The sequence below is a fragment of the Citrobacter sp. wls710 genome (assembly GCF_005281115.1).
Taxonomy (GTDB): domain Bacteria; phylum Pseudomonadota; class Gammaproteobacteria; order Enterobacterales; family Enterobacteriaceae; genus Citrobacter; species Citrobacter werkmanii.
Window position 1 is genome coordinate 1 of record NZ_SZXD01000004.1, and the last position, 18,805, is coordinate 18,805.

An 18,805-nucleotide genomic window follows, 5' to 3' on the forward strand; every position below is an offset into this window, starting at 1 on the left:
CAGGTGTCTGGAAATATAGGGGCAAATCCAGGCGGGATTAACTATCTCTTCGACAATGGTATTACGCCATACTTTAGCTACAGCGAATCATTCGAGCCGAACCCTTCAAAAGCATGGGCGGCAACACCTGCTGATAACGTTGCTTATGCGCCGTCAAAAGGTAAGCAATATGAAGCTGGCGTGAAATATGTTCCAAAAGATCTGCCCGTTGTTGTTACTGCCGCGGTATATGAGCTAACGAAAACGAATAACCTGACCACCGACCCGCTTAATCCGTTTGCGCAGGTTCCGGCGGGTGAAATACGTTCTCGTGGCGTTGAATTAGAAGCAAAAGCCGCAGTGAATGCGAACATTAACCTGACTGCGTCTTACACGTATACCGATGCGGAATATACAGAAGACACGACGCTTAAAGGTAAAACACCTGTTCAGGTACCAAAAAACATGGCCTCTCTGTGGGGGGATTACACCTTCTACGAAGGCCCGTTATCTGGGTTAACGCTGGGAACTGGTGGCCGTTATGTCGGTTCTAGCTATGGTGATCCTGGAAATACTTTCAAGGTGGGTAGCTCAACCGTGATGGATGCCGTCGTTAAATACGATCTCGCTCGTCTCGGTATGGCAGGTTCCAGCGTTGCAGTTAACGTTACTAATCTGTTTGACCGTGAATACGTTGCCAGCTGCTTTGATACCTATGGCTGCTTCTGGGGCGCAGAACGTCAGGTCGTTGCAACCGCAACCTTCCGTTTCTAATTTCTCTTTGGGCACGCTTTGCGTGCCCGTTTTACAAGTTGGCTGCTATGCAGGAAAACAGATCCCATCCCGACACCACTTTTGCGTTGCGTAATGTCTCCTTTCGTGTGCCTGGCCGCACGCTTTTGCATCCCCTCTCGTTAACGTTTCCTGTGGGAAAAGTGACAGGACTTATCGGTCACAACGGTTCCGGAAAATCGACGTTACTGAAAATGCTGGGACGTCATCAGCCGCCGTCAGAAGGCGAAATCCTGCTAGACGACCAGCCGCTGGAGAGCTGGAGCAGTAAAGCGTTTGCCCGCAAGGTTGCTTACCTGCCGCAGCAACTGCCGCAGGCTGAAGGGATGACCGTCCGCGAGCTGGTGGCCATTGGCCGCTACCCGTGGCATGGCGCGCTGGGACGGTTTGGTGTGGCTGACCGGGAGAAAGTAGAAGAAGCCATTTCGTTGGTGGGCTTAAAACCTTTAGCGCATCGTCTGGTCGATAGCCTGTCCGGTGGGGAACGCCAGCGTGCGTGGATCGCCATGCTGGTGGCGCAGGACAGCCGCTGTCTGCTACTTGACGAACCGACCTCCGCGCTGGATATCGCCCATCAGGTTGACGTGCTGGCGCTGGTGCATCGCTTAAGCCAGCAGCGCGGCTTGACGGTGATTGCCGTACTGCACGATATCAATATGGCGGCCCGCTACTGCGATTACTTAGTTGCGCTGCGCGGCGGCGAAATGATTGCTCAGGGAACGCCTGCGGAACTGATGCGCAGCGAAACGCTGGAACAGATTTACGGTATCCCGATGGGCATTTTGCCGCATCCGGCCGGTGCCGCACCCGTGAGTTTTGTCTATTAATGATCGGATTACCTCATATTACCCGTCGGCGGCTGCTGACGGCGATGGCGCTGTCGCCGCTGCTGTGGCGGATGAATACGGCGCACGCGGCGGCGATTGATCCACAGCGTATTGTGGCGCTGGAATGGTTACCGGTAGAGCTGTTGCTGGCGCTGGGTATTACGCCGTATGGCATTGCCGATATCCCTAACTACAAGCTGTGGGTCAATGAGCCTCCATTGCCGGAGTCGGTGATTGACGTCGGGCTACGTACGGAACCCAATCTCGAACTGCTGACCGAAATGAAGCCCTCGTTTCTGGTGTGGTCGGCTGGTTATGGCCCCGCCCCCGAAAAGCTCGCGCGGATTGCCCCCGGGCAGGGATTTAATTTCAGTGATGGCAAAAAGCCGCTGGCCGTTGCGCGAAAATCGCTGCAGGAAATGGCGCAATTGCTGAATCTGTCAGCCTCCGCTGAACGCCATCTGGCCGAGTACGATCGTTTTATCGCCAGCCTGAAACCGCGCTTTATGCAACGTGGCGAGCGCCCCGTGCTCCTGACATCCCTGCTTGATTCGCGGCATATGCTGGTGTTTGGGCCGAACAGCCTGTTTCAGGAGGTGCTGGACGAATATGGGATCCCCAACGCCTGGCAGGGAGAAACCAACTTCTGGGGCAGCACTGCTGTGAGTATTGACCGTCTGGCTGCTTATAAGGATGTTGATGTGCTGTGCTTTGATCACGGCAACGATAAAGAGATGGCTGCGCTGATGTCTACGCCATTATGGCAGGCGATGCCGTTTGTCCGTGACGGACGTTTTCAGCGCGTGCCTGCCGTCTGGTTTTATGGCGCAACGCTGTCCGCGATGCATTTTGCCCGCATTCTGGATAATGCGCTGGGAGGCAAAGCGTGAGTAAACGAATTGCGCTGTTCCCAACGCTTCTTCTGGCGGTTCTGTTTGTCGCTGCCTGCTGGCTCACCTGGGTTAACTTCTCTGTTTCGCTACCGCGCAGTCAGTGGCAACAGGCCATCTGGTCACCGGATATCGATGCCATTGAGCAGATGGTTTTCCACTACAGCTTGCTGCCGAGGTTGGCAATTTCGCTGTTGGTCGGTGCCGGGCTGGGCCTGGTCGGCGTGTTGTTCCAGCAGGTGCTGCGTAACCCACTGGCAGAACCCACTACGTTAGGTGTCGCAACCGGGGCGCAGTTAGGTATTACGGTCACGACGCTGTGGGCGATTCCGGGGGCGCTGACCGCGCAATTTGCAGCGCTGGCAGGGGCCTGTATCGTTGGGGCGCTGGTGTTTGGCGTCGCCTGGGGCAAACGTCTTTCTCCGGTGACGCTAATCCTTGCCGGTCTGGTGGTCAGCCTGTACTGCGGGGCGATTAACCAGTTGATGGTGCTCTTCCATCACGATCAGCTGCAAAGCATGTTTTTATGGAGCAGTGGCTCGCTGACGCAAACCGACTGGAGTGGCGTTCAGCGTTTGTGGCCGCAACTGCTGGGCGGCGTGATGTTGACGCTGCTGTTATTACGCCCAATGACGCTGATGGGACTGGATGACGGCGTGGCGCGCAACCTTGGGCTGGCGCTATCGCTGGCGCGCCTGGCGGCACTGACGCTGGCGATTGTCATCAGCGCCTTGCTGGTTAACGCAGTCGGAATTATCGGTTTTATCGGTCTGTTTGCGCCGCTGCTGGCAAAAATGCTCGGTGCCCGGCGCTTACTGGCACGTCTGTTGCTGGCCCCGTTGATTGGCGCGCTGATCCTCTGGCTCTCCGATCAAATCATTCTGTGGCTAACCCGCGTCTGGATGGAAGTCTCCACCGGTTCGGTGACGGCGCTGGTTGGCGCGCCGCTGCTGCTGTGGCTGCTGCCGCGCCTTAAAAGCATGAGCGCACCGGATATGAATGCCAGCAACCGCATCGCCGCTGAGCGTCAAAATGTACTGATGTTTGCGCTGGCGGGCGGTGCGATTTTACTGCTGGCGGTTGTCGTGGCGTTGTCGTTCGGACGTGATGCACACGGCTGGACATGGGCCAGCGGCGCGATGCTTGATGAACTGATGCCCTGGCGCTGGCCACGTATTCTGGCGGCGCTGATTGCCGGAGTGATGCTGGCGGTTGCGGGCTGTATTATTCAGCGTCTGACCGGAAATCCAATGGCCAGCCCGGAAGTCCTGGGTATTAGCTCCGGCGCGGCATTTGGCGTAGTGCTCATGCTGTTTCTGGTGCCCGGCAATGCCTTTGGCTGGCTACTCCCCGCCGGGAGCCTCGGAGCGGCGGTCACTCTGCTTATCATCATGGTTGCCGCCGGGCGCGGCGGTTTTTCGCCGCACCGTATGCTGCTGGCAGGGATGGCGCTCAGCACGGCGTTTACAATGCTGCTGATGATGCTGCAGGCCAGCGGCGACCCGCGCATGGCGGGCGTGTTGACCTGGATCTCTGGCTCAACCTATAACGCGACAGGCGAGCAGGTATTGCGTACCGGGATAGTGATGGTTTTCTTGCTGGTGCTGACGCCGCTGTGCCGTCGTTGGTTGACGATTTTACCGCTCGGCGGCGATACGGCGCGGGCGGTCGGTATGGCGTTGACGCCGTCACGCGTGGGATTACTGCTGTTGGCGGCGGGATTAACGGCGACAGCAACCATGACGATTGGGCCGTTGAGCTTTGTCGGGCTGATGGCGCCGCATATTGCTCGCATGATGGGTTTTCGCCGGGCGATGCCGCATATGCTGATTTCGGCGCTGGCGGGAGGCGTGCTGTTGGTCTTTGCCGACTGGTGCGGCAGAATGGTGCTGTTTCCGTATCAGATCCCGGCGGGATTACTGTCGACGTTTATCGGCGCGCCGTACTTTATCTATCTGCTGAGAAAGCAGAGCCGCTGAGGCTGATTCTTTTCATGTAGGCCGGATAAGACGCTCGCGTCGCCATCCGGCAATAAAAAAGCCGGGTGGCGGCTTCGCCTTACCCGGCCTACGTTGTTTCTGTACGTTCTCTTTTACAGTTTCGCAAACACCCGACGCGCGGCGTCGATGGTGTTATTGATATCTTCTTCGCTGTGCGCCACAGACATAAAGCCCGCTTCGAAGGCAGAAGGCGCCAGGTAAACCCCTTCATCCAGCATCATGTGGAAGAAACGCTTAAAGCGTTCAACGTCGCATGCCATCACATCCTGATAGCAGGTCACGGTTTCTGCATCGGTGAAGAAAATCCCGAACATCCCGCCCACATGGTTAACCACCAGCGGAATATTAGCGTCTTTGGCCGCTTCCAGCAGACCTTCCGCCAGACGCGTTGTCAGTTCGTTCAGCGTTTCATGAATACCCGGTTGGGCCACTTCGGTCAGACAAGCAAAGCCCGCCGCCATTGCAATCGGGTTACCGGACAGTGTACCCGCCTGGTAAACCGGACCGGTCGGCGCCAGCGCGTCCATCACATCACGACGGCCACCGAATGCGCCAACGGGCATCCCGCCACCGATGATTTTACCCAGGCAGGTCAGGTCCGGAACAACGCCGTAATAATCCTGTGCACCGGCCAGTGCCACGCGGAAACCGGTCATCACTTCATCGATAATCAACAGCGCGCCAAACTCATCGCACAATGCACGCAGGCCTGGCAGGAATTCTGGCAGCGGCGGGATGCAGTTCATGTTGCCGGCGACCGGCTCAACAATGATACAGGCGATCTCCTGCGGGTACTGTTCAAACGCTGCACGCACTGAAGAGAGATCGTTATAGGTGCAGGTCAGGGTGTGTTTCGCGAAATCAGCTGGAACGCCAGGGGAGTTCGGCTGGCCCAGCGTTAACGCGCCGGAACCGGCTTTGACCAGCAGGCAGTCAGCATGGCCGTGGTAGCAGCCTTCAAATTTGATGATCTTATCGCGACCGGTAAAACCGCGCGCCAGACGGATGGCGCTCATTGTCGCTTCCGTACCGGAGTTCACCATGCGCACCATGTCCATGGTCGGCACGAGTTCAGTGACCAGCTCCGCCATTTTCACTTCCATCTCGGTTGGCGCGCCGAAGCTTAAACCGCGTTCTGCGGCTTCAATCACCGCATTACGGATTGCCGGATGGTTGTGACCCAGTACCATCGGTCCCCAGGAACCGACGTAGTCGACATAGGCTTTACCATCGACATCGTACAGATACGCGCCGTCCGCTTTTTCGATAAACAGCGGAGTACCACCCACGCCAGTAAAGGCGCGAACGGGGGAGTTAACGCCGCCAGGGATAAGTTCGCGTGCTGCGCTGTAGAGATTTTCAGACTTACTCATGGATGGGGTCCTGGTTCGTAGAAAAAGTAAATGCCCGCTATTCTAGTTATTCAGAGAAGGTTATGAAAGTTTTACGCAATTGAAACAATGCGATTTGCAGGGGATTTTCGTGAAATGTGCGAGTAGAATGCCGATTCCGTATTTGTATTACCAATTAATGATCATCTGATGAAGACAGACACTCCCTCTTTTGAAGCACAGCAAATTGTGCGTTTACGCCGCAGGGATCAAATCCGTCGACTCCTGGAACGAGATAAAACGCCGTTGGCGATCCTCTTAATGGCCGCGGTAGTGGGTACCGTGACGGGACTTGTGGGCGTAGCCTTTGAGAAAGCGGTGACCTGGGTGCAGAATCAGCGCATAGGCGCGCTGGCTCAGGTTGCGGACCATGCCATTCTGCTGTGGCCGCTGGTGTTTATCCTCTCTGCATTGCTGGCGATGGTCGGCTATTTTCTGGTGCGTAAATTTGCACCGGAAGCGGGCGGTTCGGGGATCCCAGAGATTGAAGGCGCTTTGGAAGAGTTACGACCCGTGCGCTGGTGGCGCGTTCTGCCGGTGAAATTTATCGGCGGTATGGGCACACTGGGCGCTGGGATGGTGCTCGGGCGAGAAGGGCCGACCGTGCAGATTGGCGGCAACATTGGACGCATGGTGCTGGATATTTTCCGTATGCGCAGCGCCGAAGCGCGGCATACCCTGCTGGCTACCGGTGCCGCAGCGGGCTTGTCGGCGGCGTTTAATGCTCCTCTGGCGGGGATCCTGTTCATTATTGAAGAGATGCGTCCACAGTTTCGCTATAACCTCGTGTCGATCAAAGCCGTGTTTACCGGCGTCATCATGTCGAGCATTGTGTTTCGCGTTTTCAACGGTGAAGCCCCGATTATTGAAGTTGGCAAGCTCTCCAATGCGCCGGTGAATACGCTGTGGCTGTATCTGGTGCTGGGGATTATTTTTGGCTGCGTCGGACCATTGTTTAATACCATGGTGTTGCGTACCCAGGACATGTTCCAGCGTTTCCACGGTGGCGAGATTAAAAAATGGGTGCTCATGGGCGGTGCGATTGGCGGCCTGTGCGGGATCCTTGGATTAATTAAACCTGAAGCGGCAGGTGGCGGGTTTAACCTGATCCCGATTGCTGCGGCAGGCAATTTTAGCGTCGGTCTGCTGCTGTTTATCTTTATTACCCGGGTTATTACCACGCTGCTGTGCTTCTCGTCCGGTGCGCCTGGTGGGATTTTTGCCCCGATGCTGGCGTTGGGCACGCTGCTTGGTACCGCGTTCGGTATGGCCGCAGCGGCCTCCTTTCCGCATTATCACCTCGAGGCCGGGACCTTCGCCATCGCCGGAATGGGGGCTTTGTTGGCGGCGTCGGTAAGGGCGCCGCTCACCGGTATTGTGCTGGTGCTGGAGATGACCGATAACTATCAGCTCATTTTGCCAATGATTATTACCTGTCTTGGCGCAACACTATTAGCCCAATTTATGGGCGGAAAGCCGCTATACTCGACTATCCTTGCCCGCACGCTGGCAAAACAGGAAGCGGAGCAGGCGGCAAAAAGCCAGGGTACCGCCGCTGGCGAGAATACTTGAACGAAATACCAGGGTATTAGATAATGGCTTTAACCATTGGGTTATAATTTGCCCAATTGCCAATGTCGTTTGGAGCAAAATATGAGTGATGACGTAGCGCTGCCACTGCAATTTACTGAAGCAGCAGCCAATAAAGTAAAAAGCCTGATCGCTGACGAAGATAACCCGAACCTGAAATTACGCGTGTATATCACCGGCGGTGGTTGCAGTGGTTTTCAGTATGGTTTCACCTTTGATGATCAGGTGAACGATGGTGACATGACCATTGAGAAACAAGGTGTTGGTCTGGTGGTTGATCCGATGAGCCTGCAATATCTGGTGGGTGGTTCGGTTGACTATACCGAAGGTCTGGAAGGTTCCCGCTTCGTTGTGACTAACCCGAATGCTAAAAGCACCTGCGGGTGTGGTTCTTCTTTCAGCATCTGATTGCTGTTCGTTATGCCGGATGGCGACGCGAGCGTGTTATCCGGCCTACAGGAAAGATGTTCCAGGCCCGATAAGCGTAGCGCCATCGGGCAAAACAATATCAACGCCCGTTATCATCCAGCGCAAACGTCGGCAATTTCAAATGCCAGCGAATGGCGGCCAGCCGAATCAGCAGGGTGACAATCATCCCCATCATACTGGCGTTTTCCAGTGAAACATCAAAGGTATAAAACGCGGTCGCATGTACGATCCCGCCGATAATACAGGCTGTCGCGTAGATTTCGGTGCGCAAAATCATCGGTACTTCACGGGCTAATACGTCACGAATGATCCCACCGCCAACGCCGGTGATCACTCCCATACAAATCGCCACCAGAGGCCCTGTTCCGGCTATAAAAGCTTTGTTGACGCCAATGCCCACGAATACCGCCAGACCAACGGCATCCAGCACCGGCAGGATCCACTTCGGCAACCGTCGGGGCTGACGCACCAGCAGGATCGTCAGCATGCTGGTGATCATCGCCACCACCAGATCGGTAGGATCCTTAACCCAAAAAACCGGTCCGTTATCCAGCGCCATATCGCGGATCGTCCCGCCACCGACGGCTGTTACCACGCCTAAGACCAGAACGCCGAAGGGATCCATACGCAGTTTTCCGGCAAGCAAGACGCCAGAGATAGCAAATACCGCGGTACCGACAATATCCAGCCAATAGACGAGCATGTTTAAATCCTCACAACAAACCTGGTGGGGGCAGGCGCTAATTTACCTGTGAAAGCGCATTGCAGAGTTGTTTTGCGGCGAGGATAATACGCGGGCTCGCGCGTTCGAACCAGTCACTATTAAGTGTAATAATGGGTATTTTTAGCTGGTTTCCCCAGTATTGCTCAATTTTCAGCGTTTCGCCCGAACCACCGGTGGCAACGATAGCCTGCGGCGCTCTTGCCAGGACCTGTTCACGGCTAACCTGCGGCCATGGAACCCGACTGCCGGCAAAGATGTTTTCTCCACCGCATACCTCAAGAACCTCATGCTGAATGGAGCCTTTTCCACTGGTAAACAGAGGATTCGCCCCAAACTGCAGAAACACGCGTTTTTTCGGTTTGTTGGCATACTGAGATTTTAGTAAAGCATATTCATCAAGCAACGTTTTTGCTGCCTGTTTGGCCTGCTCTGGTCTGGGGCTCCATGGCGCCAACTGGCGTAGCGCATCGGCGACCTGCTCAATGGTAACAGCATCCACCCAGATGACCTTAACACCCAGCGCGGTCAGTTGATTTACCTGCCGCTCAGCATTTCCCCCGCGCCAGGCGACGACCAAATCCGGTTTCAACGCCACAATGCGTTCCAGATTCATGCCTTGCCAGGTTGAGACCTCTTCAATATTTTTAGCCTCGGGCGGGTAATTTGAATAGCTACTGACGCCAACGGGGGTAATGCCTGCGGCAAAAGCGAGTTCAGTATTGGCGGGAGAAAGCGTAACAACACGCGGTGCGGCGTAAAGGAACGCCGGGAGAGTGAAAAGCAGGGCGACCAGCGCCCTGGAGAGTAATTTAGCCATGCGCCAGTTTCTGTACCAGCGTTTCAACCATCAGGCTTGACTGCTTCGCGGCGACCACCAGGAACTCGTCAAAGCTGAGATGGGACTGCTGATCGGCGACGTCAGAAATGGCGCGAACCACGACGAACGGCACGTTAAAATTGTGGCAAACATGCGCAATCGCGGTTGCTTCCATCTCAACGGCAATCGCCTGTGGGAAGTTATGTTGAATTTTTGCCAGGCCAACAGAGCCATTAATGAAGGCATCGCCGCTGACGATAAGCCCACGGACAGCATTCAGATTCAGTTCTGCAATGCAGGCTTCTGCCGCAGCAATCAGTGCAGGATCGGCTTTGAAACCCGCCGGGCAACCCGGTAGCTGACCAAATTCATAGCCAAATGCCGTGACGTCGGCATCGTGATAGCGCGCTTCATCAGAAACCACGATATCGCCGACTTTCAGCGTAGAGGCCAGGCCGCCCGCTGAACCGGTATTAATGATGGCGTCCGGCTTGCAGCGTTCAAGCAGCAACGTAGCGCCCAGTGCAGCAGCGACTTTACCGATGCCTGATTTCAGTAGCGCAACCTCAGTACCGTTTAGTTGGCCGGTGTAAATTTCACAACCGCCGAGAGCGATGGTCTGACGGTTTTCGATTTTGTCACGCAGTAGCGTAACTTCTTCTTCCATTGCACCAATGATGCCGATTTTCATAGATTTACTCGCGATAAGCCAGATTTGAGGGCATAGTCTATCATGCGCTTAAGGGGTAGCGCATTTCTCAGGCGGGAGAGGACATGGCACAGATCGATTTCCGAAAAAAAATAAACTGGCATCGTCGTTACCGTTCGCCGCAGGGCGTGAAGACTGAGCATGAGATCCTGCGTATTTTCGAAAGCGATCGTGGACGTATTATCAATTCTCCGGCAATTCGCCGACTGCAACAAAAGACCCAGGTCTTTCCGCTGGAACGTAATGCGGCGGTGCGCACGCGTTTAACGCACTCAATGGAAGTTCAGCAGGTTGGCCGCTATATCGCGAAAGAGATCCTCAGCCGACTAAAAGAGCAAAAGTTGCTGGAGCAGTATGGCCTGGATGAACTGACGGGACCGTTTGAAAGTATTGTCGAAATGTCCTGCCTGATGCACGACATTGGCAATCCGCCGTTTGGTCACTTTGGTGAAGCGGCAATTAATGACTGGTTCCGCCAGCGACTGTATCCCGCAGATGCGGAAAGTCAGCCACTCAGCGATGACCGCTGTCTGGTGGCGGCATTACGTTTGCGCGAAGGCGAAGAGTCGCTGAATGATATTCGCCGTAAGGTGCGACAAGATTTATGTCATTTTGAAGGTAATGCGCAAGGGATTCGTCTGGTACATACCCTGATGCGCATGAATCTTACCTGGGCGCAGGTTGGCGGTATTTTGAAATATACCCGTCCGGCGTGGTGGCGTGGTAATGCGCCTGCAACACACAACTATTTAATGAAGAAACCAGGCTATTATCTTTCTGAAGAACTGTATATTGAGAGGTTACGTAAAGAATTATCATTAGCGCCTTACAGTCGCTTTCCATTAACCTGGATTATGGAAGCTGCCGATGATATCTCTTATTGCGTGGCCGATCTGGAAGATGCCGTTGAGAAAAGAATCTTTAGCGTCGAGCAACTTTATCACCATCTGCATGAGGCGTGGGGACACCACGAAAAAGGTTCCCTGTTCAGTCTGGTGGTAGAGAACGCCTGGGAGAAATCACGTTCAAATACATTAAGCCGGAGTACCGAAGATCAGTTCTTTATGTATTTACGCGTTAATACATTGAATAAACTGGTGCCGTACGCTGCTCAGCGATTTATCGATAACTTGCCGCAGATTTTTGAGGGATGTTTTAATCACGCGCTGTTAGAAGATGCCAGTAGCTTCAGCCAGTTGCTGGGTGTCTATAAAAATGTGGCGATAAAACATGTGTTTAGCCACCCAGACGTTGAGCAACTGGAGTTACAGGGCTATCGGGTGATCAGCGGGCTGCTGGAAATCTATCAACCGTTATTAAAAATGACTCAGTCAGATTTTACTGAACTGGTCGAAAATGAAAGAGTAAAACGTTTTCCTATCGAGTCCCGGTTATTTCAGAAGCTGTCCACTCGCCATCGCCTTGCTTATGTTGAGGCGGTCAGTAAAATATCGGTTGGCTGCGCTGAGTTTTCTGTTCTGGAATATTATTATCGCTGTCGTTTGATTCAGGATTATATCAGCGGGATGACAGATTTATACGCCTGGGATGAATATCGCCGGTTGATGGCAGTAGAGCAATAAATAATCATTTGTAAAGGCCGACAATAAAATTTTACTTTTTCCTTAAACTTAAATCTGGAACTTAGCGCTATAAAACGACTCTGACGTATACAGCAATTTTGCGTTACCTGTTAATCGAGAACGAAACACATGAAAAAAACCACATTAGCAATGAGTGCACTGGCTCTGAGTTTAGGTTTGGCGTTGTCCCCCTTGTCTGCAACAGCGGCTGAAACGGCGTCTTCAGCAACGACCGCCCAACAGATGCCAAGCCTGGCCCCGATGCTTGAAAAAGTGATGCCATCGGTGGTGAGTATTAACGTCGAGGGGAGCACGACGGTGAATACGCCGCGCATGCCGCGTAATTTCCAGCAGTTCTTCGGTGATAATTCCCCATTCTGCCAGGACGGTTCTCCGTTCCAGAGTTCCCCGTTCTGCCAGGGCGGCGCACCGGGCGCTGACAACGGCGGTGGCCAGCAGCAAAAATTTATGGCGCTGGGCTCCGGCGTAATTATTGATGCCGCGAAAGGGTATGTTGTGACCAACAACCACGTGGTGGATAACGCCACGGTGATTAAAGTTCAACTGAGCGATGGACGTAAATTTGACGCGAAGATCGTGGGTAAAGATCCGCGCTCCGATATCGCGTTGATCCAGATTCAGGATCCGAAAAACCTGACAGCAATTAAGCTGGCAGATTCTGACGCGCTGCGCGTGGGTGATTACACCGTGGCAATTGGTAACCCGTTTGGCCTCGGCGAGACCGTTACCTCCGGTATCGTTTCTGCGCTGGGCCGTAGCGGCCTGAATGCGGAAAACTACGAGAACTTTATCCAGACCGATGCTGCGATCAACCGGGGTAACTCCGGTGGCGCCCTGGTCAACCTGAACGGTGAGCTGATCGGGATTAATACCGCGATCCTCGCACCGGACGGCGGTAATATCGGGATCGGCTTTGCAATCCCAAGCAACATGGTGAAAAACCTGACCTCGCAGATGGTTGAGTTCGGCCAGGTTAAACGTGGCGAGCTGGGCATTATGGGTACCGAGCTGAGCTCTGAGCTGGCGAAAGCGATGAAAGTTGACGCCCAGCGTGGCGCATTCGTCAGCCAGGTCATGCCGAACTCTTCCGCAGCGAAAGCGGGTATTAAAGCCGGGGATGTGATTACCTCCCTGAACGGTAAACCTATCAGCAGCTTTGCCGCCCTGCGTGCGCAGGTGGGAACTATGCCGGTAGGCAGCAAAATTAACCTTGGCCTGCTGCGCGACGGTAAGCCTGTTACTGTGAATCTGGAACTGCAGCAGAGCAGCCAGACCCAGGTTGATTCCAGCTCTATCTTCAAAGGCATTGAAGGTGCCGATATGAGCAACAAGGGCCAGGACAAAGGGGTCGTGGTAAGCGACGTGAAACCGAATTCTCCGGCTGCACAGATTGGCCTGAAGAAAGGGGATGTGATTATCGGTGCTAACCAGCAACCGGTGAAAAATATCGCCGAACTGCGCAAAATTCTCGACAGCAAACCCGCTGTACTGGCGCTGAACATTCAGCGTGGCGACAGCTCCATCTATCTGTTGATGCAGTAATCTCCCTCAACCCCTTCCTGCACAGGAAGGGGTTTCTTTTTGTGATACCTCCCACAACTCCATACTTCTCTCTTGCGCTTTGTGCATTTGCACAATGTTGTCGTTTGTTATCTTCCTTATGCTTGAGCTCTGCTCACAGGAGGGTTTATGGCTGGCTGGCATCTTGATACCAAAATGGCGCAGGATATCGTGGCGCGTACCATGCGCATCATTGATACCAATATCAACGTAATGGATGCCCGTGGGCGGATAATCGGCAGCGGCGATCGCGAACGAATTGGTGAATTGCACGAAGGCGCGCTGCTGGTGCTTTCTCAGGGGCGGGTGGTCGATATTGACGATGCGGTCGCACGGCATTTACACGGTGTGCGACAGGGGATCAACCTGCCGCTGCGTCTTGAAGGCGAAATCGTTGGCGTTATCGGTCTTACCGGCGAACCGGAACATCTGCGCAAATACGGCGAATTGGTATGTATGACCGCCGAAATGATGCTGGAACAGTCGCGTCTGATGCATCTTTTAGCCCAGGACAGCCGTCTGCGCGAAGAATTGGTGATGAACCTGATTCAGGCGGAAGAAAATACCCCGGCGCTAATGGAATGGGCGCAGCGTTTAGGCATCGATTTGAACCAGCCGCGCGTGGCAGCGGTAGTTGAAGTCGACAGCGGTCAGCTTGGCGTTGACAGCGCGATGGCTGAGCTACAGCAATTACAGAATGCGTTGACCACGCCAGAGCGTAATAATCTGATTGCGATTGTTTCCCTGACTGAGATGGTGGTGCTGAAACCCGCGCTCAATCAGTTTGGCCGCTGGGATGCCGAAGATCATCGCAAGCGCGTTGAACAGCTTATTACCCGGATGAAAGAGAACGGACAGCTGCGTTTTCGCGTCTCGCTCGGCAACTATTTTACCGGGCCTGGCAGCATTGCCCGTTCGTATCGTACGGCGCGTACCACCATGATGGTCGGTAAGCAGCGGATGCCGGAAAGCCGAAGCTATTTCTATCAGGATCTGATGCTGCCGGTACTGCTGGACAGCCTGCGCGGCGGCTGGCAGGCCAATGAGTTGGCGCGTCCGTTGGTACGGTTAAAAGCAATGGATAATAACGGCTTGCTGCGTCGGACATTGGCGGCATGGTTTCGGCATAACGTTCAGCCGCTGGCGACCTCAAAGGCATTGTTTATTCATCGTAATACGCTGGAATATCGCCTGAATCGTATTTCAGAACTGACCGGGCTGGATTTGGGGAATTTTGACGACAGGCTGCTACTGTATGTGGCGTTGCAGTTAGATGAGCAGCATTGATTGCCTGATGGCGCTACGCTTATCAGGCAAAATGCCGGGTGGCGGCTTCGCCTTACCCGGCCTACGAATACATCCACTCGCGGTTATTTACGCGTCAGTTTTTCCAGATCGGCTTCAATTTCGCTGATCTTGTTGGTCACGACGCTTTCCAGATGACGTAAATCATCGAGGATCTTACGTTTAAGATCGACTTCGCTGCGATCGCGCTGGCAGATCTGATCCAGTTCATCGATCACATAGCGCAGGTTGGGGCTGATCTCCTGCACTTCTTTATAACCCTGGCCGACGCCATCGGCGACAACCGTTTTACGCTGGCGGGGATATTTGAACTTCACGCTCTTGGCAAAAAACTCGCCTTTATCCTTCTGGAAATAGATTTTCAGGATATCGTTGTTGGCTTCTTGCCGCAGGCTGTAACGATCGATCTCTTCAGGATTAGTAATGCCCAGACTTTTCAGATTGTCATACATAGCGGTACCCTTAAGCTCACTATAACCATTGAATAATTAACGAAAAGCCTTGTTTACGCCACTCGCAGATGTAAAAAAAGCGGGCTAAGCCCGCTTTTTCAAATTGCTGTTAGTCGATGGTGCGTAACAGTTCGTTGATTCCCACTTTGCCACGCGTTTTGGCATCAACCTTTTTCACTATCACCGCGCAGTACAGGCTGTATTTGCCATCTTTCGACGGCAGGTTGCCGGAAACGACAACGGAGCCCGCCGGAACGCGGCCATAATGCACTTCGCCAGTTTCGCGATCATAAATACGGGTGCTCTGGCCGATGTATACGCCCATGGAGATAACGGAGCCTTCTTCGACGATCACGCCTTCTACTACTTCAGAACGCGCACCGATGAAGCAGTTATCTTCAATGATGGTCGGGTTAGCCTGTAACGGTTCCAGTACGCCGCCAATGCCAACGCCGCCGGACAGGTGTACGTTTTTACCGATTTGCGCACAGGACCCGACAGTCGCCCAGGTATCAACCATCGTACCTTCATCAACATAAGCGCCGATGTTTACGTAAGATGGCATCAGCACGGTGTTACGGGCGATAAACGCGCCCTGACGCACGGCCGCAGGCGGAACCACGCGGAAACCTTCCTTCTGGAAGCGCGCTTCGTCATAGTCGGCGAATTTCATCGGCACTTTATCGAAGTAACGGCTTTCCGCACCATCGATAACCTGATTATCGTTAATACGAAAAGAGAGCAGGACCGCTTTTTTCAGCCACTGATGAGTGACCCACTGACCCTCAATCTTTTCTGCGACGCGCAGAGCACCGGAATCCAGTAAAGAAATAACCTGATTCACCGCTTCGCGGGTTACGGTATCCACATTTGCCGGAGTAATGTCGGCACGGCGCTCGAAAGCGGATTCAATAACGTTCTGTAACTGCTGCATTGTTAAACTCTTTCCATAATAAATAAAAACATCACCCTTTATCGTTTGGATTGAGGGCCTCTGTCAACCGTTGATGCACTTCCTGCTGCAGCTCATTATTAAGGGCGCGCCGGTCGGCGGTGGCGATTATGAATAAATCTTCTACTCGCTCGCCAATAGTTGTAATTCGGGCGCCATGCAGCGAAATTCCCAGATCGGCAAAAATCTGCCCGACCCGCGCCAGCAGTCCTGGCTGGTCGAGAGCGATAAGCTCGAGGAATGATTTTCGATCGGTATGGGTCGGCAGAAAAGTCACTTCGGTATCGACGGTGAAATGACGTAATTTTGCCGGCTGGCGACGCGGTTGCGGCGGCTGCCAGCTACGCTGAGTGATCGCCTGTTCCAGCCCAAAACGGATCGCTTCGTGTCGGTCTGACGACAGCGGGCTGCCGTCCGGCTCCAGCACAATGAACGTATCCATCGCCATCCCATCACGGGTGGTGAAAATCTGCGCATCGTGGACGCTCAGATTACGCCGGTCCAGTTCGGCGCAAACGGCGGCAAACAGATACGGGCGATCCGGACTCCAGATAAAGATTTCCGTTCCTCCACGCGTTGCCTGCGGGCTAAGCAGAATGAGCGGCTCTTTGAGGTCATGTTGTAAGAGATGACGCGCATGCCAGGCCAGTTGATTTGGACTGTGGCGCACGAAATAGTTCGCCCGACAGCGTGACCAGATATGGTGCAGCGCTTCTTCATCAATGTTATCCATCCGCAATAACGCCAACGCCTGAAGCTGATGGTGACGCACGCGCTCGCGCATATCCGGTGTGTTTTGCATCCCACGCCGTAGCTGTTTTTCCGTGGCAAAGTACAGCTCGCGCAGCAGGCTTTGCTTCCAGCTATTCCACAGCGTTTCGTTGGTGGCGCAAATATCCGCAACGGTCAGGCACACTAAAAAGCGCAGGCGGTGTTCCGTTTGCACTTCTTCGGCGAATTGCTTAATCACTTCGGGATCCTGAATATCGCGACGTTGAGCGGTGACTGACATCAGTAAATGCTGGCGCACCAGCCACACGATCAGCTGTGTTTCGCGGGAGTTCAGGCCGTGCAGCTCGGCGAATTTGAGTACGTCCTGAGCACCGAGAACCGAATGATCGCCACCGCGGCCTTTGGCGATATCATGGAACAAAGCGGCAATCAGAATTAGCTCCGGCTGCCGCAGGCGCGGCCACAGATCCACACACAGCGGATGGCGCTGGCGGGTATCTTCATTGGCAAAACTTTCCAGCTTGAGCATTACGCGAATGGTGTGTTCATCCACCGTATAGGCATGAAACAGGTCAAACTGCATTTGGCCGACTATATGCGACCATTGCGGCATATAGGCCCACAATACGCTGTGGCGATGCATCGGCAGCAGACCGCGGCTCACCGCGCCCGGATGGCGTAACATGCTGAGAAACAGCGAGCGAGCTTCCGGGATATAGCATAACGGCTGCGTTAAATGACGACGGGCATGGCGCAGATGGCGCAGCGTGGTGGAGTAAATCCCGCTGATTGCGCTGTTACGCACCATGATGTAAAACATCCGCAATATCGCTTCGGGTTTGCGGATAAACAGGTCATCGCTGCGCAGATCAATCAAGGAGCCGCGCAGTTGAAAGTCGTCATCAATCGGACGCGGCTTTTCGTCGGCGGGCATAGCGAGGATCGCCTCGTCGAACAGCTGCAACAGCATGTGGTTCAGTTCGCTGACCCGTCGTGTGACGCGGAAGTAGTCTTTCATCATCCGCTCGATAGGCTCATTGCCCTCGCCGCCGTAGTTTAGCCGTTGGGCTACGCTGAGCTGACGATCAAACAGCAGGCGGTTATCGTAACGACTCACGATCAGGTGCAGAGCAAAGCGTATGCGCCACAGGATATGCAAGCATTCATTCAGCTCGGCACGCTCCGCCAGCGTCAAAAAGCCGAAACCAACCATCTCATCCAGTGAGGTTGCGCCAAAATGGCGGCGGGCGACCCATTGTAGAGTGTGGATGTCGCGCAGGCCGCCGGGGCTGCTTTTGATATCGGGTTCCAGATTGTAGCTGGTGCCGTGATAACGCTGGTGGCGTTGGTTTTGCTCTTCCACTTTGGCGGCGTAAAACTTATCGGACGGCCAGAAACCTTCGCTAAAAATATGCTTTTGTAGCTCAAGAAACAGCGCCACGTCGCCAATCAGCAGGCGTGTTTCTATCAGATTAGTGGCGACGGTTAAATCTGATAAACCTTCCAGCAGACACTCTTCCAGCGTACGCACGCTGTGGCCCACTTCCAGCCTCACGTCCCACAACAGCGTTAACAGCTCACCGACTTTTTCGGCCTGCGCGTCAGGGAGCTTTTTACGGCTGAGGATCAACAGGTCAATGTCGGAAAGCGGGTGCAGTTCGCCGCGCCCGTAACCCCCAACGGCAACCAGCGCCAGGTCGGCAATTTGGCCAAAACCGGCTTCAATCCACAGGCGTTGTAGCAACTGGTCAATAAATTCGGTACGGGCCTCAATGAGCTGTTCAGCGGAAATTCCGCTGTCAAACGCTTCGCCTAACCAGCGCTGGAACGTGTCGATATGCGCTTTAATGCCGGCGCAGTTGAGATCATTCTGTGGCCAGGTTCCGGGGTTTTGCGGTTGGCCAGGCAGGGTGGGGAGGGCTGTATTTGCGTGCTGTTCAGGAAGAGTATTCATTATGCGCCACCCATTAAAAAGCCGGATGATGGCGTGAACGCCTTATCCGGCCTACGAAGTAGTACAATTTGTAGGCCTGATAAGATGCGGAGGCATCG

At 54.1% G+C, this 18,805-nt stretch carries 16 protein-coding genes and 1 pseudogene; 10 read left to right on the forward strand and 7 right to left on the reverse strand.

Translation table 11 applies throughout. The features are described 5' to 3' along the window. The 4 genes from FDX14_RS01705 to fhuB form a co-directional block, all read left to right on the forward strand. Positions 1-753, forward strand: a 753-nt coding sequence (locus tag FDX14_RS01705) for a TonB-dependent siderophore receptor (RefSeq protein ID WP_137348916.1), incomplete at its 5' end; no start/stop codon positions are given. A gap of 47 nt (positions 754-800) precedes the next feature. Beyond that, on the forward strand, positions 801-1,598 hold the full coding sequence (fhuC, locus tag FDX14_RS01710; RefSeq protein ID WP_042312203.1) for a Fe3+-hydroxamate ABC transporter ATP-binding protein FhuC: 798 nt from the start codon (positions 801-803) through the stop codon (positions 1,596-1,598). Further along, on the forward strand, positions 1,598-2,488 hold the full coding sequence (fhuD, locus tag FDX14_RS01715; protein ID WP_137348917.1) for a Fe(3+)-hydroxamate ABC transporter substrate-binding protein FhuD: 891 nt from the start codon (positions 1,598-1,600) through the stop codon (positions 2,486-2,488). Before fhuC ends, fhuD begins: the two co-directional genes overlap by 1 nt. Continuing rightward, positions 2,485-4,467 (forward strand): Fe(3+)-hydroxamate ABC transporter permease FhuB, encoded by a 1,983-nt coding sequence (gene fhuB, locus FDX14_RS01720; RefSeq protein WP_137348918.1) that lies wholly within the window; start codon positions 2,485-2,487, stop codon positions 4,465-4,467. Before fhuD ends, fhuB begins: the two co-directional genes overlap by 4 nt. Before the next feature lie 113 nt (positions 4,468-4,580). Here the strand turns inward: fhuB and hemL are convergent, their stop codons facing one another. Further along, entirely contained in the window at positions 4,581-5,861 is a 1,281-nt protein-coding gene (gene hemL / locus FDX14_RS01725; RefSeq protein ID WP_042312195.1) for a glutamate-1-semialdehyde 2,1-aminomutase, read from the reverse strand. 168 nt (positions 5,862-6,029) lie between these two features. Between hemL and clcA the strand changes: the two genes are divergently transcribed. From clcA to erpA, 3 genes and pseudogenes are all read left to right on the forward strand, one after another. Next, on the forward strand, positions 6,030-7,451 hold the full coding sequence (clcA, locus tag FDX14_RS01730; protein WP_137348919.1) for a H(+)/Cl(-) exchange transporter ClcA: 1,422 nt from the start codon (positions 6,030-6,032) through the stop codon (positions 7,449-7,451). A gap of 23 nt (positions 7,452-7,474) precedes the next feature. Next, a pseudogene (gene yadW / locus FDX14_RS25275) lies at positions 7,475-7,540 on the forward strand (small protein YadW). Then, the gene (gene erpA, locus FDX14_RS01735) at positions 7,533-7,877 is read left to right on the forward strand and encodes an iron-sulfur cluster insertion protein ErpA (RefSeq protein ID WP_006686771.1); all 345 of its coding nucleotides are present in this window, start codon (positions 7,533-7,535) and stop codon (positions 7,875-7,877) included. The pseudogene yadW and the gene erpA overlap by 8 nt, the downstream one beginning before the upstream one ends. A 100-nt stretch (positions 7,878-7,977) precedes the next feature. Here the strand turns inward: erpA and FDX14_RS01740 are convergent, their stop codons facing one another. From FDX14_RS01740 to mtnN, 3 genes are read right to left on the reverse strand one after another with little or no spacing between them, the layout of a single operon-like run. Beyond that, on the reverse strand, positions 7,978-8,601 hold the full coding sequence (locus FDX14_RS01740) for a TRIC cation channel family protein (protein WP_038637378.1): 624 nt from the start codon (positions 8,599-8,601) through the stop codon (positions 7,978-7,980). Between the two features lie 37 nt (positions 8,602-8,638). Beyond that, positions 8,639-9,439: a vitamin B12 ABC transporter substrate-binding protein BtuF gene (gene btuF, locus FDX14_RS01745; protein WP_042312193.1), complete on the reverse strand. Its 801-nt coding sequence runs from the start codon at positions 9,437-9,439 to the stop codon at positions 8,639-8,641. Continuing rightward, positions 9,432-10,130: a 5'-methylthioadenosine/S-adenosylhomocysteine nucleosidase gene (gene mtnN, locus FDX14_RS01750; protein ID WP_042312191.1), complete on the reverse strand. Its 699-nt coding sequence runs from the start codon at positions 10,128-10,130 to the stop codon at positions 9,432-9,434. The genes btuF and mtnN overlap by 8 nt, the downstream gene beginning before the upstream one ends. A gap of 83 nt (positions 10,131-10,213) precedes the next feature. On the opposite strand from mtnN, the gene dgt reads away from it, so the two are divergent. The 3 genes from dgt to cdaR all read left to right on the forward strand — a co-directional run bounded on the left by dgt (position 10,214) and on the right by cdaR (position 14,599). Continuing rightward, on the forward strand, positions 10,214-11,731 hold the full coding sequence (gene dgt / locus FDX14_RS01755) for a dGTPase (RefSeq protein ID WP_042312189.1): 1,518 nt from the start codon (positions 10,214-10,216) through the stop codon (positions 11,729-11,731). Between the two features lie 129 nt (positions 11,732-11,860). Continuing rightward, positions 11,861-13,294: a serine endoprotease DegP gene (gene degP / locus FDX14_RS01760; protein ID WP_005132129.1), complete on the forward strand. Its 1,434-nt coding sequence runs from the start codon at positions 11,861-11,863 to the stop codon at positions 13,292-13,294. A 147-nt stretch (positions 13,295-13,441) separates the two neighbouring features. Then, complete coding sequence (cdaR, locus tag FDX14_RS01765) at positions 13,442-14,599, forward strand: DNA-binding transcriptional regulator CdaR (protein ID WP_042312184.1); 1,158 nt, start codon at positions 13,442-13,444, stop codon at positions 14,597-14,599. Between the two features lie 83 nt (positions 14,600-14,682). Here cdaR and FDX14_RS01770 read toward each other — a convergent pair whose 3' ends face one another. The 3 genes from FDX14_RS01770 to glnD all read right to left on the reverse strand — a co-directional run bounded on the left by FDX14_RS01770 (position 14,683) and on the right by glnD (position 18,707). After that, positions 14,683-15,069, reverse strand: a complete 387-nt coding sequence (locus FDX14_RS01770; protein WP_003018562.1) for a DUF3461 family protein — start codon at positions 15,067-15,069, stop codon at positions 14,683-14,685. A 109-nt stretch (positions 15,070-15,178) separates the two neighbouring features. Next, positions 15,179-16,003, reverse strand: a complete 825-nt coding sequence (dapD, locus tag FDX14_RS01775) for a 2,3,4,5-tetrahydropyridine-2,6-dicarboxylate N-succinyltransferase (RefSeq protein WP_006686779.1) — start codon at positions 16,001-16,003, stop codon at positions 15,179-15,181. Positions 16,004-16,034: 31 nt separating this feature from the next. Then, entirely contained in the window at positions 16,035-18,707 is a 2,673-nt protein-coding gene (gene glnD / locus FDX14_RS01780; RefSeq protein WP_042312181.1) for a bifunctional uridylyltransferase/uridylyl-removing protein GlnD, read from the reverse strand. Positions 18,708-18,805 lie beyond the last annotated feature (98 nt).